The sequence below is a fragment of the Desulfovibrio sp. genome (genome assembly GCF_014803725.1).
Lineage (GTDB): Bacteria > Desulfobacterota > Desulfovibrionia > Desulfovibrionales > Desulfovibrionaceae > Desulfovibrio.
Genome location: NZ_JAAVBE010000019.1, coordinates 226,358 through 241,222, shown reverse-complemented (window position 1 = coordinate 241,222; position 14,865 = coordinate 226,358). Strand labels below are relative to the sequence as shown.

The following is a 14,865-nucleotide window of genomic DNA, read 5'->3' as shown; positions in this document are numbered from 1 at the left end:
CCGGAGAATCCAATGAACGACATCGCCCTGACGCCGGAATATCTGGAACATCTCTTGGCCCTGGGAAAAGCTGTGCCCGCCGGGCCGTGGGGGACGAGCCTCAACGCCTTTGAGCTTTTCGGCAAGGACTTCACCGACTGGGGTGAGGTCTATGCCAACTTGACGCTGGATAACGGCCACGTTTTCAAAGGCTCCGTCATTGCCCACGCCAACACCAACCTTGTCACGGAAGAAGAAAAGCTCGCGGCCCGAGAGGCGTATCTCAAGGGTGAAAAGGTTGATCCGGGCTTATCTGGGAAACTCGCCGCCTACATCGCAGAATACCACCCCGGCGTGACCACGGCCTTGATCATGGAAATCCTGCGTCTGCGGGGCGAGGTGGAACGGCTGGATGCGATTGTCACAGGCTATCAGGTCTCAACCGAGGAAGCGCAAGAAATCATGGGGGAATTGAGGGCAGAAAATGAGCGGCTGGAGAAAGATTTTGATGCAGCCGCCAGAAACGCAGCAGACGAATCCGTGAAGGCTGTGAGTCTGGAAGAAGAAGCAGACTGGCTGGCGGCATTGCTCGCAAATATATGCAAAAGTGGCAAAGGGTGCCCCGCGCGAGGCTCTCATCAATGCGACCCTCTTGAGTGCGGATGGATGGAGGCGTGCCATTGGCGCAGCAAGGCGCGCGAAGCAGTGGAGAAAGTCCATGAGTATGAGTGATCCATCCCTCAAGCCCTGCCCTTCTTGCGGTTATCAGTATCCTGAAACGGCCAACAGGAAGAACCGCTACGGCTGCCGCCACTATTTCATCATCTGCTCCAAGTGCGGGATGCGCGGGCCGCGTCGCCGGAACTTGACTGTCGAGGAGGCCGGGGCAGCGTGGAACTCCCTTCCGCGCCGTCTGCGGTGGACCCAAGAGCCGCCGAAGGTGGCAGGACTCTATTTGTGCCGCGAGCATGAGCGCAAAGAAATACGCCTTTACAGATTGCATCAAGAAGATGTGGATTTTTATGCAGAGTATAGCAGCGGCGAATGGGCCGGACCTATCCCGGAGCCACAGGAGGCAGCCGATGCCCGCTAAAAACTATGCCTTCGTGGATAGGGTATGCCCCGTCTGTAATGGGGAAGGTGGGCACCCTTCTATCAGCCGGGAAGTGTGCCCCGAATGTCATGGAAGCGGCCTGGTGGGCGGGTATGAGGAAGTTCCCGACATCCACCTCAAATTCAACCCCACGCCCTTCTCCGAATCCCTGCGCGCCACCAGAGAGCGCCGGAAGGTCTCCATGCGGACGCTTGCCTTGCACATTGGCGTCTCTGTGTGCCGCCTGAGCGAGATTGAACGGGGCTTTGGCGATGCGCCCACGCCCGAGGAAGAAAAGAAAATCCGCGAATGGATAGGAGGCGGCAATGCCGAATGACATCGACCTTTCCAATGAAGCCCTTCTCAAGCACCGGGCCATTGCCGAAAAGGCCACACCATCTTTTATACAAGAGGGGTTATCCATCTATGGGCCTCTCCATCCGGAGAGCAAACATCCAAATGGCCGCATCTTTGTTGCCAAGGTAGCAGAGGGGTCGAATAGGCGGGATCCCCATCTTTTCGATGGTGCTGGTGTCGGGTCTGGGCCGGCCGACGCCGCCCACATTGCCGCCAACTCCCCGGATGTCGTCAAGGCGCACGTTGACGAAATCCTGCGCCTGCGGGCCGAGGTGCAACGGTTGGGAACGATTGTCACTGGCTACCAGGTCTCCGCCGAAGAAGCGCAAGAAATCATGGGGGAATTGCAGGCAGAAAATGAGCGGCTGAACAAAGAGGTGGACTGGCTCGCCGCGGCTGCCTTATCCCTGGGCGGTTGCCCATCTGTCATGAAAAGGCCGGATTGCACGGGAAACTGCCCCAACTGCTGGCGCGAGACAGCGCGCAATGTCACGGAGAACCCCGCATGAAAGAGCACCCCATCCTCATGAACGGCGATATGGTTCGCTTCCCACGGCTCCTCATAAACAAGGAGATCGCATGATTGAGCAACTTGCATCCGAGCGCCTTGCCGAGCTTTGCGCCGCGCACCTTGAACTCGCAGAAGCGCAACGAAAGGTGGCAGCAATACAAAAGCGCATCAATGAACTGACTGGAGTCGCGCAGACATCACAGACGCACAAGCCTGCGCAAAAAACACTTTCCCCCAAAGACTTCGCAAGGGGGTGCGGCTTCTAGGGGGAAACAATGAGCATCCACAAGGCCAGCAAGCGCGCACTTTTTTTCTGCAAGTGGCGCGACGAAAACGGCAAGGAGAAACGCCGCTACTTCAAGACTGAGCAGGAGGCGCGGGCTTTCGAGGCCGAACGCCTCCAGGCCAAGACGCAAGAGGAGGAGCGCCTTACCCTTGGCGAGCTCACCATTCTCTATTTCCGCTCAAATCCTGATAAGCATATCAAGACCAAGAAGAACATTGTCTACTTCTTGGCCGGGCATGACAGGGCTGGTGTGCATATCCCCGGGGTAGGGGAGTTTTTGCGGGACAAGTACGCGGAAAGCCTGACGCGCCAAGACTTGGAACGGGTGCGCGAGGGGCTGCGAGCAGGCGGCGCCGGTAACAACACCATCAACAAGTATCAGGCTTACATTCGCGCGATTCTCGCATGGGGAGTGGATCAGGAGCACATACGCTTCAACCCGTGGCGGGACTTCAAAAAGCTGAAGATCGTGCGCCCGGTGTTCCAACCGAAAATTGAGGACCTAAAGCGGCTCTTCCCTGAGCTTCCGGCATACCTGCAATGGGCGGTGAAAACCGCCTTTTTTCTTGCTCTGCGACCGGGACAGGTGGAGCTATTCGGCCTGACGTGGGATGCCTTTAACTGGCGCCGCGGGGTGGTTATAGTCCGGCAAGGCAAGAGCGGTAGATTGAAAACTGTAGTCCCTCATCCCGCCTACATGGAGGAAGCGAGAGAGCGGTATGAGACTGACATGGCGGCGGGCATCCCCCTCGTATGCCACCGGGGCGACGGGCGGCGCGTCCTGAATTTCAGGACGGCGTGGACCCTGGCATGCAAGCGGGCCTGCGTTGAGCTGAGGTCCTACGACATCCGCCATATCGCGGCTACGGAAATGCTCGCGCGCGGCGCTGACTTGGCCTCAGTGGCCGCGCAGCTCGGGCACAGCAATGTCGCCACGACAGGGGGCACATACGCCCATGTCACAGCGGGAGGACAGGCGCGGGCGGCGGCGTTGATGCCCGGACTGGAGGGGGCAGGGGACAGCCCCAAAAATGGTGATACATGGTGATACAAATCAGGCCCGCAAAAAAAGGGACTGCTGTCCGCAATCCCTTATATTCCGCTGGTACCGGGAGCGAGACTTGAACTCGCAAGGTGTTGCCACCGGCGGATTTTGAGTCCGCTGCGTCTACCAATTCCACCATCCCGGCACAGCGGTTTTTCTAGTCCGCTGCGCGGGATTCGTCAAGATGTCTTCGCCCGGGTGGTGCTGCACGCTGCGGCCGTGTGGGGAGCCGACATGCACGCGGGCGTGCCGGGTGACGCCACGCGGCTCTCCTTCAGCGAAGCTGGGCGGGCGCGGGAGTCCGCGTCAAAAAATTTTCTCAAAAAAAGCATTGAATTTTATCCGCCACGTCAAGTAAAATTGGCTGCAAGCGATAGCTCCACGGATCTTCGATCCGTCCCGGCGCGGCATGGGCGCAACCGGCGCATCCGGTGGCCCGTGGCCTCGTCCCGCCCATCGCATCCCCCGGTTGGTGCGTGGCGGTTTCGGGGCTCGGAAGCCGGGTTCACCATCAAAGGAGGATTTCTGTGATGAAACGGATTGTCGCCATGTGCGTGGCGCTGGGCCTTTTCTGCGGTCTCGCGCTCTCCATCGCCCCCACGGCCGAGGCCAAGACGGTCATCAAGATCGCCGGCATGAAGCCCGAGGGCGAGCCGGAAACCGTGGGTATGCACAAGTTCGGTGAATACCTGGAGAAACTTTCCAACGGCAAGTACGAGGTGCAGGTCTATCCCAACAGCATGCTCGGCAAGGAAGACTCGTACATCGACCAGACCAAGCGCGGCACCATCCAGATGTGCGCCACGGGCACCCAGATGTCCAAGTTCCATCCGGCCATGGCCATGCTGGAAACGCCCATGCTCTATGAAGACCTTGACCATGCCCACCGCGCCATGAAGGGTGACACCTTCAAGCTCATCACCGACGGCTTCACCGAGAAGTCCGGCATGCGCACCATGAACGTGTTCCCCCTGGGCTTCCGCCACTTCTACACCAAGAACCCGGTGAAGAGCATCGATGACATCAAGGGCCTCAAGATGCGCGTGCCCAACATCCCGCTCTACACCAACTTCGCCAAGGAAGCCGGCATCTCCGGCCAGCCCATGCCCTTCGCGGAAGTGATGACCTCCATCGAGTCCGGCGCCATTGACGGCGGCGACAGCCCGCTGAGCGACATCGCCTCCACCGGCGTGTACGAATACGCCCCCGAAGTGACCAAGACCGGCCACATCCTCGTGCTCCACTCCCTGTTTATCAATGACAAGTTCTACAAGAACCTGCCCGAGCAGGACCGCAAGTGGTTCGACGAAGCCGCCGAAATGGCCGCCGAGGACGTGTGGAAGCTGATGGTCCAGGCCGACCAGGACGCGGAGAAGAAGATCACCGCCGGCAAGGGCAAGATCACCGAGCCCACGCCTGAACTCAAGAAGTACATGACCGAAGCCGGCGAGCGCAGCTGGACCCTGTTCACCGACCCGAACAGCAAGCAGCATGTGCCCAACGCCAAGGAAATCCTCGAGAGCGCCAAGCGCTACGCGAAGTAGTTCCTCGTGCCGGGGCTCCGTGCAGGACGCGCGGGGCCCCGCTTTGCGGCGTTTGGCAGGCGCCGGCGGCAAGGCTGGTGCCGCCGAGATGTCCTGGCGGAGAGTTCCGCTTCATCCACCAATCCCGGTCATCCCCCGGTCATCCGTTGATGAGGTCATTATGCCAACACAGCCCGACAAGGAACATCTGGACAATTCCAGAGACCCGGCCGAATACGCACAGGTGCTGGACACCGTGCCGGAAGCGGAGCCAACTCCCCACCAGGATACCGTTGGGGAATTTCTCTTTCAGATCTTTTGCGCCGTTATCTTTCTTGGCATGATCGGCCTCGTGTTTTACAATGCCATGCTTCGCTACCTGTTCTCCTCCAGCTATCCCCCGAGCGAGGAGTGGGCCAGGTTCCTCTTCATCTATATCACCTTCTTCGGCTCCATCGAAGCGTTCTACCGCAGGAAGCACATCGCGGTGGACATGTTCGTGGACATGCTCCATGGCGCTTCGCGGAAGACCGTCGAAGTCATCGCGAGCATCATCGGCATCATCGTCATGGCCATCCTGCTCTGGGGCGGCGTCGAGTATGTCATGAGCACCTATGACCAGGAATCGGTCTCCACGGGCGTGAACATGACCTTCATTTACGGCACCCTGCCCATCATGGCGGCCGCCGCGCTCGTCATCCTGATCCGGGACTTCATCGCGCTTTTGAAGCGCCCCGCTTCCGAATTCAAGAAGGCGTAGGGGGGAAGATATGGAACTTTTCATCTTTCTTTTGACGCTCTTCCTCTTCCTCGCCTTCGGCATCCCCATCTGTCTCGTGCTCGTCATCTGCGCTTTGGTGCTCATGGCGTATTCGGGCTTTTTCGACCCCATCGTCATCGCCACCTCCATGCTGGACGGCGCCAACAACTACCCGCTCATGGCCATCCCCTTCTTCGTCTTCGCCGGCGAGATCATGGCGGCGGGCGGCCTTTCGCAGCGCGTTGTCCGGCTGGCTCAGTTGATGATGGGCCGGGTGCGAGGCGGCCTGGGCTACGCGGCCGTGGTTTCGAGCATCATCTTTGCCGGCCTCATGGGCAGCTCCGTGGGTGAGGCCGCGGCGCTCGGCTCGCTGCTTCTCCCGATGATGAAGGAAGTGGGCTACAAGCCGGGCCGCGCGGGCGCCATCATTTCCTCGGGCGCCATCCTCGGGCCCATCATCCCGCCCTCCACCAACTTCATCCTTCTCGGCGCGACGGTGGGCGGCCTGTCTATCACCAAGCTGTTCATGATTGGCCTGTTCCCGGGCATCTTCATCGGTCTCGCGCTCATGGCGGTGTGGTTCTTCATCGTGCGCATCGACGGCTATAACGAGACCATCAGCTTCTCGCGCCAGGAAAAGCTCAAGATCATCCTCGATTCCACCCCGGCCTTCCTCATGCCGGTGCTGCTCTTGGGCGGCATCCGCTTCGGTATCTTCACCCCCACCGAGGGCGGCGCCTTTGCCTCGGTGTACGCCATCGTGGTCTGCCTGCTTTACTACCGCGAGCTGACCATCAAGCAGCTTCTGCGGGTGAGCGCCGCGGCGGCGCGCACGACCTCCGTGGTCATGCTCATCGTGGCGACGGCCTCGGCCGTGGGCTACTTCATCACCATGGCGCAGATCCCGCAGCAGATGGGCGCGCTCTTCCAGCCGCTGATGGATTCGCCCATCCTGCTCTTGCTGTGCATCAATGTGTTCCTGTTCCTCATCGGCATGGTCATGGACCTCACGCCCAACATCCTGATCTTCGCGCCGGTGTTCTTCCCCATGATCCAGCAGGCCGGCATCGACCCCTATTACTTCGGCCTGCTCTTCATCCTCAACCTGGGCATCGGCGTCATCACGCCGCCCGTGGGCACGGTGCTCTATGTGGTCTGCGGCGTGGGCAACATCAAGATCGTGGAGCTGGTCAAGCATCTCATCCCCTTCCTCCTGGTGGAGATCGCGATGCTTTTCCTGCTCCTTTTCTTCCCCAAGCTGTCCATCGCGCCGATGAACTGGCTCATGGGCAACTGACGAGCCGCACACGCGGCAAAGCATGTGAGACCCCGGTCGTGCAGCGGCCGGGGTCTTTTGCGTAAGGCGCTGCGATGGCGCGAGGCCATGGCGCACAGGGCCGGCCACCGGTTCAGGGACAAGCCGGGAAGGGGGCCTGCCGGATGGTGAGGAGGGGCAGGAAAACGAAGAAGATGCAGAAGCGCATCAAGGTTTGAAAACCGGCAAGAACCAAGGGCAATCCCGCAGCCGGTAAGCGTCTGTCATATGCAGGGAAAGGTGATACCGCCCTGTGCCCGCCCGGTATCTCCCGGTGGACGCAGCCTGGCAGGAGTCCTGGAGCCCATAACGGGAACCCCCGGCGGATGCCGGGGGTTCCCTGTGTCTTGTGGTGCAGTGGGAGCCGCGGGCTCACGCCTTGGGCGCGTCCCTGGCCTCAACAAAGTTGAAGTTGTCCTGATAGCAGCGGGTGAGCGGCACCTTCCACTTTTCCAGCGGCACGCGTTCGCGCACGAACTCCGGCTTGCCGTCCGAGCCGTGGCGGATGAAGAACCAGGCCGGCCCGGCCGGGTCCATGTGCGGATAATCCTCGCGGAAGTGGCCCGCGCGGGTCTCCTTGCGTTCCAGCGAGGCGCGCACGTAGAGCTCGCTCACAAAGGCGATGGCGTTGACCTCGTGCAGCTTGAGCAGGTAGTGCGAATCGGCCGCGGCCATGCGCGGCAGTTCCTCGGCCTGGATGCGCCTGATTTCGGCAAGGGCTTTTTCCAGCGCGGGGCCGTTCTTGACGATGGAGACATCGTAGGGGAAGACGGCGGCCTGGAGCTTGGTGAGCACTTCCTTGGGCGTGAGCGTGTCCGCGCCGGTGCGGGCCAGCGGCGCATAGGCCCGGTCAAGGCGCGCCATGGCTTCGCTCTCATCCAGCGCCGGGGCCCCCTCCGCGTCCTTGAGCCACGCGGCGGCGGTCTCGCCGACCATGTGGCCCGTGACTGCCGTGGTCATGAGGGCGAAGCCGCCCGCATAGACACCCGGCTCGAGGCTGCGCGCCGTGCCCGCGGCAAAGAGGCCGGCCACGGCCGTCGAGCCGTCGATGCCCGCGCGGATGCCGCCGTGCGAGACGGTCATCTGCGGCACCCATTCGGTATTGTCCTTGAAGAGGTCGAGCCCCAGCTTGCAGAGCTTGTCGTAGTTGAGCTTCTGCCAGCCGGTCTGCGGCTTGAGCAGGATCATGTCCTCGCCGCGCAGCGGGCTCACGTCAAAGATGATGGGCCCGCGCCCGGCGCGGATCTCCAGCGCCATGCCGATGGTGGTGAAGTGCGGGTCGGTGTTGGGGCCGAGGATGGGCGAGTAGCGGCTCATGAAGTTTTCGCCAAGACGGTTCACGAAGCGCGCGCCCAGCGGGAAGAGGTGGGTCTGCCCTTCCCAGGCGAAAAGGCGCGGCATGTTCCACACGCGGCAGAATTCCAGGTCCTGGAGCTCGGCCCCGGCCTCGAAGGCCATCTGCATGCCTTCGCCGGTGGGCGTGTTCTTACCGTAGGAGGTCTTCCAGCCGCCCATGCCCGTGGCCGCGATGACGGCGCCGGCCTTGAAGATGTACGCCTCACCCGTCCTGCAGTGGAAGCCGACCGCGCCCACCACCCGGCCGTCGCGCACGAGGTAGTCCGTGAGCATGATGCGCCCCATGCGCGTGACGCCTGCATCCTTGAGCCGGGCCACCAGGCTCTTGGCCATGAGCTCGCCGCCGCGGCCTTTTTGCTGCGCGGGGTAGAGCTTTACATGCGGCAGCCCCCGCTGCGGCACGCTCTTGAGCCTGCCGTCCGGGGTGTGGAAAAATTCGCAGCCGAAGCGCTCGTAGTCTCGCATGCGGTCGGCCGAGCGGGCGAGCAGGGCCTCCATGAGCGGCTGGTCGCAGAGGCCGTCGAAGTAATAGACCAGATCCTCCAGCCATTCGTCCACCGTGTCCGGCGGCAGCACGGCCTCGAAGTCGCCGCCGGCCATGGTCATGAGGCCGCCCCAGTCCTGCGGGCCCTTGTCCACGATGGTGACCTTGCGGCCGGGCATGAGCTCGGAAAAGCGGTGCGCGGCCCACAGGCCGGCCGAGCCGCCGCCGAGGATGAGCAGGTCGGTCTCCACGCGGTTGATCTTCACGTCGCTTTTCATGCGCGGCCTCCTCCAAGTTCCACGGGCACGTCAGGGAAGGTGGGCGGCAGGACCTCGCGCAGCGGGTCCACGTCAACGGCCCCGGAGGGGCAGGCCCGCTCGCAGAGGAAGCAGGTCATGCAGTCGTCCGGGTAGGCGATATAGGCCTTGTCGTCCTCACCCATGCGCAGGGTGTCCAGCGGGCAGATGCGCACGCAGGCGCCGCAGCCGATACAGGTGTCGCGGTCGATGCTTTTGATCATGGCGTGTCTTCTCCCCTTGCCGGGGCTCCCCTGCGGGAGCCCCGGCAAGGTCAGGCAGGAGGGATGGGTTGGTTCAGAAGGCGTAGATGAAGAGCGCGCTCACGTTCCAAGCGTCGCGGATGCCGCGCTTGCCGCCGCCCGTGGTGGCGAGGCCCCACGTATCGTCGGACTTGTCCAGCATCAGGTGGACGTAGCTCGCCTCAAGATTGACCGAGAGGTTCTCGTAGATCTTGTACTGGTTGAGCAGGCCCATCTCGAGGGCGTAGTCCTTGTCCGTGAGATAGATGTTGTCGCGGCCCACGGGGACGACGAAGTTGGTGGAGTCGTTGACGTTGGGCGACATCCACTGACCTGTGCGGTCGTGGATCTTCTCAAGGATGCCTGAGCTGTTGGTGCCGCCCCACAGGCTGACGTGCAGGGTGTGGCGCAGCTTCGGGAGGAAGCTCACGTCCTTGAGGCGCGCGCCCACGCCCCAGGTGCCGATGAGGGTGTTGGCCATGACGCGGTCGCGCTCGAGGCCGTTGATGTCCGGGCCGGCGAAGGTGTCCGAGAAGCCGGAGACGCCGAAGTCGTTGACGATGTACGGCATGCGCTCGGAGCCGTTGCCGAGGTCGTCGTCGTCGCCCGAGGAGTACCAGCCGTAGAGGCCGGGGATGCCCCAGTCGAGCTTGTACTCGAAGAGCAGGGCGCCCATCCAGCCCTTGCGGTTCATGGCCGCGTCGTCCATCCAGTCAACGCCGCCGTAGGTGAATTCCCAGGCGATGCGGAAGGGGTCCCACAGGGTGAGCTCGCCGGTGAGGCCGGCCCACCAGGCATTGCCGTATTCACTGGGCGTTTTGCGGTTGATGGCCGTCTTGTTGGCCATGAGCGGGAACATGCCGCTCATGAAATAGTTGCCGTCCACACCGTTGATGCGCTGGCCGAAGAAGCGGTTTTCGCCGGCCTTGGGTTCAGCGGCCGTGCGGAAGGTGTTGGGGCCGATGGCGCCGTAGATGCCCCAGGGCGTCATGGCGATGCCGTCAAAACGCAGGGGTACGAAGAGGCCGCCGAAGTCCGTATTGTCGAGAAAGCCATTCTGGCGGCCGCTTGCGGAAATGTAATTGTCGTTGTAGGGCCGCATCCAGAAGCCGGTGACGCTGGCATTGTCGTTGATTTTATAGTTGGCCGTGATGCCCGCGCCGTCGGCCGTGAGTACGGTCGGGCCGTCAAGGGCGAAATAGGGCGAGCGGAAGGCCTGGATGCCCATGCGCACGGAAAGGTCGGTCTGGGGCACCATCCAGTCGATATAGGCGCGCTTGAGCTTGACGATGGCGGCATCCGCGCCGAGGGCGCCGCCGCCCTGCGGGTCGTTGGCCTTGCCCCAGATGAACTTGCCGATTTCAAAATAGACCTGGCCGCTGAGGTTCTCGGAGGCCACGGCGTCCAACTGGAGGCGCACGCGCGAGCGGGCCTCGAAGTCGTCCTCAAGGTTGTCGTAGCCGGTGTGGCCCTTGTTGCTGAAGTTGCCGTTCTGGCCGTACTGGGCGCCGAACAGCCACCAGCCGTGGGCCTTGAAGTCGATGGCCTCGGCCTTGAGCGGCGCCCCCAACAGCGCCGCGCCGGCCAGGGCCGCCGCCAGGAAGCTCACCACGCGTTTGCGCGATTTGCAGAAACAGGAAAGCATGTCGATCCCCCTTTCATGCCGTCCGGGCGTTCCTGTCGGCCCCGCGCCGGCACGCCCGTACTGCCGGCGCGGGGTTTCCCCTCTATTCTTGGCAAATGGTATAGATCATCCACAGGACAGTGTCTGTTGCGGCTGCAACGCACTTCCCCTTTTTTGCGTGCGGTTACACCTGCATCCTGAGCGGGAAGGTGAAGGCAATGGCGCCCGTGGGGCAGCTCGTGCGGCAATTGGCGCAATGCCAGCACTCGTCGCCGTGCTCCACCTGCGGGCGCTCGATGCCGGCAAAAGGCACCATTTCGAGCACATAGCCCGGGCAGTCGTCCACACAGGTGCCGCAGGCCTTGCAGTGGCCGCAGTGCATGCAGCGCGCGGCCTCGGCCTCGGCCTGCTCGCGGGTGAGGCCCAGGTTGAGCTCGGCGAAGGCCTTGGCGCAGTCGTTGACGGCCTCCATTTCGGGCTGCGCCTCCGCGTACTGGGAGACGCCGTAGATCTCCGCGAAGGGCACCACATAGGGGTCGGCCGTGCCTGCCATGTCGTCGCGCGGCTCGAGCATGTTCTCGTCATTGATGATCCACACGCGCGCGTCCTCGCCGGTGAGGGCCGCATGCACGGCGAAGGCCGCGCGGCGCCCGTCGCCCACGGCCCGGGCGATGGAGGCCGGCCCGGCGGACACGTCGCCCGCAGCCCAGACGCCCGGGCGCGTGGTGGCCTGCTGCTTGTCCACCACGATCCAGCGGCGCGGGTTGAGCCCGATGCCGCCGGCGTTCTCGCCGAGGAAGCCAAGGTCGGTCTTCATGCCCACGGCGAAGATGACCGTATCGCAGTCAAGGGTGTGGCTCCCGCCGGGCAGCGGCTCGAAGACCGGACGCCCGGCGTCGTCGAAGCGAAATTCCTTCACTTCATAGAAGTCCACGCCGGTCACCTTGTCGTTTTCCGTGCGGATGCCGGACATGGTGCAGCAGTTGTGGATCTCAACGCCTTCCTTGGCGGCGAGCTCCAGGTCTTCGGCCGGGGCGCGCATCTCGCCGGCCTTTTCGAGGCAGATGACGTGCACTTCGTCGGCGCCGAGGCGTTTGGCCGTGAAGGCGCAGTCAAAGCCCACGCCGCCGCCGCCCATGACCACGACCTTCTTGCCAATCTTGCCGGTATTGCGCCCAAGGGCGGACTCGCGCAAAAACTCCACCGCGCGCACGGCCTTTTCCGCGCCGGGGATGGGCAGGCTGTTCTCGGCCGGCACCCCCGTGGCGACGATGATGGCGTCGAAGCGGTCGCGGATCTCGTCCATGGTGATGTCCACGCCCACGCGGGTGTTGACGTGGGCGCGCACGCCCGTCTCCAGCACGAGGCCCACCTCGCGGTCGACCACGTGGCGCGGCAGGCGGAAGTTCGGCACGCCGTAGCGCGGCACGCCGCCCAGCATGGGCTCGGCCTCGTAGATGGTCACGGCATTGCCGAGCAGCGCGAGGAAATAGGCGCTGGTGAGGCCGGCCGGGCCGCCGCCGATGACGGCCACCTTCTTGCCCGTGGCCGGCCGGTTGCGGAAGAGCACAGCCCCGCGCTCGGCCATGTCGGCGCAGGCGCGCTCAAGGGCGCGGGTGTTGACGGCGCCCTCGAGGTTGTTGCGGTTGCAGGCGCCCATGCAGAAGTGCGGGCAGACCCGGCCGGTGACCCCGGGGAAGGGATTTTTGGCCCTGAGATAGCGCAGGCCCTCGGTGAAATCGCCCTTTTCGGCGAGGGCCTGCATCTTCTGGATGGAATTGCCGGCCGGGCAGGCGCCCTCACAGGGCGAAGTGCGGAACTGTTCCTTCAGGCGCGGCCCCTGGGCGACGGGCTCGCGCAATTCTCGGCTGTACTTGGGAGGCATCTATGAACTCCTTGCGGCAGGGATGGTTACAGGAGCGGCGCCTTGCCCCACTGGAAGCGGGGGCCGTCGGCCTCCTTGATGAGGAGGAGCGGCTTTGCCATTTCGGGATTGAGGCCCGGGAACTCGCGCACGCGGTAGACGCAGCGGCCCGACTCCTTGCGTTCCATGGTGGCCTGGATGGCCAGCTCGCAGACGGCGAGGATGTCGCGGCTCTCGTGGCAGCGCATGAGCTCGCGCAGGCTCGACGCATGCAACCGGTCGGCCTCGCCGGAGAGGAAGCGGATCTTTTCGAGCGCGCGTTCCATGCCCGCCATGGAGCGGCGGAAGCCCATGTAATAGTCCATCACGTTGCGGGTGGCCTGCTCCAGCTCCTCATAGCTCACGGAGTCGCCCACCGGGTCGGCCATGGGCTTGAAGATCTTGTCCTTGACCGATTTCGCCATGTCCTCGTCCACCTGGCCGGCCTCGTTCATGCCGGCGGCGCGCATGGCCGCCTGGCTGCCGGCCTCGTAACCGCCGCACATGGCGCCGGAACAGTAGAGGAAGACGCTGCCGTTGAAGAGGTTGGGCACCGAGGACTCGAACTGGTCNTTGACCGCGATGGCNCCGCCNAAGATGAGNTCGCCGATCTCGACCTCNAGCAGCTTGTGCTGGAAGTCCGTGNNNGTGCAGTCGGCCCAGTCGCCGAAGGTGGCCTTGTCGCCGGGCATGAGCACNTACTGGAGCTCGTGNACNACGGCCGGGTCCACATGGCGCATGTCCATGTAGAACGGCGGNCCCGCGCCCTCCATCTGCTCCTGNAAGGTGCCCTGGATNTGNTTGTTGCGCACGCCGTTNTCGCACATGGGGTCGTANTTGCACATGAAGCGCTCGCCNAGCGCNTTGAGCTCGTGCGCGCCGGAGCTGTTGATGCCGTTCATGCCNGGGCAGCCGNAGCCCTTGGGNAGGAGCGTNGCGCGCTGGTAGGTGTCGAGCTCGGTGACGGCNGCGCCGGCCTCGTAGCCGAGCACCACGCCCGCGCTGGTGTTGTAGGGATACATCCANACGTTNTAGGCGTTGTGCGTGGAATTGTCCGTGCCGCGGGTGGCCGAGCGNCCNTGCGTGGAAACCACGGTNTTGGCGCGGATGATGACATATTCGCCGGTGCGCACGTTCCAGCCGAGGCAGCCGCAGGCCTTGCCGTNGTCGGTGAGGATGCGCATGGCCATGATNCGGTCGAGCACGTTNACGCCGCTCTCGCGCACGAGGCGCGCCATGACGCGCTTGATGGTCATGCCGTTGGAAATGTGNACCCACCAGCGCCCNGGCTGGCCGAAGCCCTGGGTGCGCACATAGGTGCCGTCNGGGTTGCGGCCGAAGTCCACGCCCGCGGCCCCGAGNATGTCGAGGAAGTGCGGCATGTGGTTGTACCAGCCGTTGANGAGCATGGNNGGCGTCCAGCCGTTGAGCGGCTTGGCGTAGAATTTCACAAGGTCGTCGGCGGTGTCGAANGGNTCGCCCTCNTCNTTGAGAACGGCCATGTAGTGATCGTTGCCGCCGCCGATACAGCCCGAGCTCTCGAGCTTGCCCTTGTCGATGATGACGACATCCTGNCCCTGGTCGCGCGCGCCCAGCGCGGCGCCNCAGCCGGATGCCCCGGAGCCGATGACGAGCACGTCGGTTTCNACGAGCGTGCCCAGACTGTGCCTGGTCGTTCTCATGCCGGTATCCTGGTGTGAAGGTGTGCGGACACTTCNTNGNCCGGGCTTGGGCTGGCCCCCCAGCGGGGCCGCCCGGNCTNNNNGANTTTGTGAAGGAAAAATCATACGCCGGNGCTGTATTGTCAAATCAATAAAAATCACGCATTGTGGAAAAAAATCCAACAGGGGGCNCCCCGTGATCGACGAGCTCAANGGCGATTTTCTCCAGTGGCTGCGCGGNTTTTACTGGGTNGCCAAGACGGGCAGCGTGCGCCGNGCCGCNGAGCNCATGCACCGCAACCCCTCNACCATCAGNTANCAGNTCCGCTCGCTNGANGAGGCNCTNAACACCGTCCTCTTCGACCGCTACAAAAAATCCCTGCGNATCACGCCCGAGGGCACCAANCTCCTCGANTGGGCCATCACCACC

At 63.3% G+C, this 14,865-nt stretch carries 14 protein-coding genes, 1 tRNA gene and 1 pseudogene; 10 read left to right on the top strand and 6 right to left on the bottom strand.

The genetic code is table 11. The features are described 5' to 3' along the window. Positions 1 to 12: 12 nt before the first annotated feature. From HDR50_RS06595 to HDR50_RS06570, 6 genes are all read left to right on the top strand, one after another. Positions 13 to 711 carry a hypothetical protein gene (locus HDR50_RS06595; RefSeq protein ID WP_291357076.1) on the top strand — a complete coding sequence of 233 codons (699 nt, stop codon included), beginning with the start codon at positions 13 to 15 and terminating at the stop codon, positions 709 to 711. Beyond that, positions 698 to 1,072, top strand: coding sequence for a hypothetical protein (locus HDR50_RS06590; RefSeq protein ID WP_291357075.1), 375 nt, complete (start codon positions 698 to 700; stop codon positions 1,070 to 1,072). The genes HDR50_RS06595 and HDR50_RS06590 overlap by 14 nt, the downstream gene beginning before the upstream one ends. Beyond that, positions 1,062 to 1,409 carry a helix-turn-helix domain-containing protein gene (locus HDR50_RS06585; RefSeq protein ID WP_291357074.1) on the top strand — a complete coding sequence of 116 codons (348 nt, stop codon included), beginning with the start codon at positions 1,062 to 1,064 and terminating at the stop codon, positions 1,407 to 1,409. The genes HDR50_RS06590 and HDR50_RS06585 overlap by 11 nt, the downstream gene beginning before the upstream one ends. Next, positions 1,399 to 1,938 carry a hypothetical protein gene (locus HDR50_RS06580; RefSeq protein WP_291357073.1) on the top strand — a complete coding sequence of 180 codons (540 nt, stop codon included), beginning with the start codon at positions 1,399 to 1,401 and terminating at the stop codon, positions 1,936 to 1,938. Before HDR50_RS06585 ends, HDR50_RS06580 begins: the two co-directional genes overlap by 11 nt. Positions 1,939 to 2,008: 70 nt before the next feature. Further along, positions 2,009 to 2,206, top strand: coding sequence for a hypothetical protein (locus HDR50_RS06575; RefSeq protein WP_291357071.1), 198 nt, complete (start codon positions 2,009 to 2,011; stop codon positions 2,204 to 2,206). 9 nt (positions 2,207 to 2,215) lie between these two features. Next, the gene (locus tag HDR50_RS06570) at positions 2,216 to 3,274 is read left to right on the top strand and encodes a tyrosine-type recombinase/integrase (protein WP_291357069.1); all 1,059 of its coding nucleotides are present in this window, start codon (positions 2,216 to 2,218) and stop codon (positions 3,272 to 3,274) included. A 55-nt stretch (positions 3,275 to 3,329) separates the two neighbouring features. Here HDR50_RS06570 and HDR50_RS06565 read toward each other — a convergent pair. Beyond that, positions 3,330 to 3,416: transfer RNA gene (locus HDR50_RS06565), tRNA-Leu, on the bottom strand. A gap of 385 nt (positions 3,417 to 3,801) precedes the next feature. Here HDR50_RS06565 and HDR50_RS06560 point away from each other — a divergent pair. The 3 genes from HDR50_RS06560 (at position 3,802) to HDR50_RS06550 (ending at position 6,851) form a co-directional block, all read left to right on the top strand. Then, positions 3,802 to 4,815 carry a TRAP transporter substrate-binding protein gene (locus HDR50_RS06560; protein ID WP_291357067.1) on the top strand — a complete coding sequence of 338 codons (1,014 nt, stop codon included), beginning with the start codon at positions 3,802 to 3,804 and terminating at the stop codon, positions 4,813 to 4,815. 160 nt (positions 4,816 to 4,975) lie between these two features. Further along, entirely contained in the window at positions 4,976 to 5,554 is a 579-nt protein-coding gene (locus HDR50_RS06555; protein WP_291357064.1) for a TRAP transporter small permease, read from the top strand. A 10-nt stretch (positions 5,555 to 5,564) separates the two neighbouring features. Further along, positions 5,565 to 6,851 carry a TRAP transporter large permease gene (locus HDR50_RS06550; protein ID WP_291357062.1) on the top strand — a complete coding sequence of 429 codons (1,287 nt, stop codon included), beginning with the start codon at positions 5,565 to 5,567 and terminating at the stop codon, positions 6,849 to 6,851. Positions 6,852 to 7,241: 390 nt separating this feature from the next. On the opposite strand, the gene HDR50_RS06545 is transcribed toward HDR50_RS06550, so the two are convergent. From HDR50_RS06545 to HDR50_RS06525, 5 genes are all read right to left on the bottom strand, one after another. Then, the gene (locus HDR50_RS06545; RefSeq protein WP_291357060.1) at positions 7,242 to 8,987 is read right to left on the bottom strand and encodes an FAD-binding protein; all 1,746 of its coding nucleotides are present in this window, start codon (positions 8,985 to 8,987) and stop codon (positions 7,242 to 7,244) included. Further along, the gene (locus HDR50_RS06540; RefSeq protein WP_291357058.1) at positions 8,984 to 9,229 is read right to left on the bottom strand and encodes a ferredoxin family protein; all 246 of its coding nucleotides are present in this window, start codon (positions 9,227 to 9,229) and stop codon (positions 8,984 to 8,986) included. The genes HDR50_RS06545 and HDR50_RS06540 overlap by 4 nt, the downstream gene beginning before the upstream one ends. A 73-nt stretch (positions 9,230 to 9,302) precedes the next feature. Further along, complete coding sequence (locus tag HDR50_RS06535; RefSeq protein ID WP_291357056.1) at positions 9,303 to 10,892, bottom strand: outer membrane homotrimeric porin; 1,590 nt, start codon at positions 10,890 to 10,892, stop codon at positions 9,303 to 9,305. 163 nt (positions 10,893 to 11,055) lie between these two features. Further along, complete coding sequence (locus tag HDR50_RS06530; RefSeq protein ID WP_291357054.1) at positions 11,056 to 12,756, bottom strand: FAD-dependent oxidoreductase; 1,701 nt, start codon at positions 12,754 to 12,756, stop codon at positions 11,056 to 11,058. A gap of 26 nt (positions 12,757 to 12,782) precedes the next feature. After that, entirely contained in the window at positions 12,783 to 14,456 is a 1,674-nt protein-coding gene (locus HDR50_RS06525; protein WP_291357052.1) for an FAD-binding protein, read from the bottom strand. Here HDR50_RS06525 and HDR50_RS12450 point away from each other — a divergent pair. Beyond that, positions 14,401 to 14,775 (top strand): annotated as a pseudogene (locus HDR50_RS12450) (LysR family transcriptional regulator); the annotation flags it as partial. The gene HDR50_RS06525 and the pseudogene HDR50_RS12450 overlap by 56 nt on opposite strands. Positions 14,776 to 14,865: the final 90 nt, after the last annotated feature.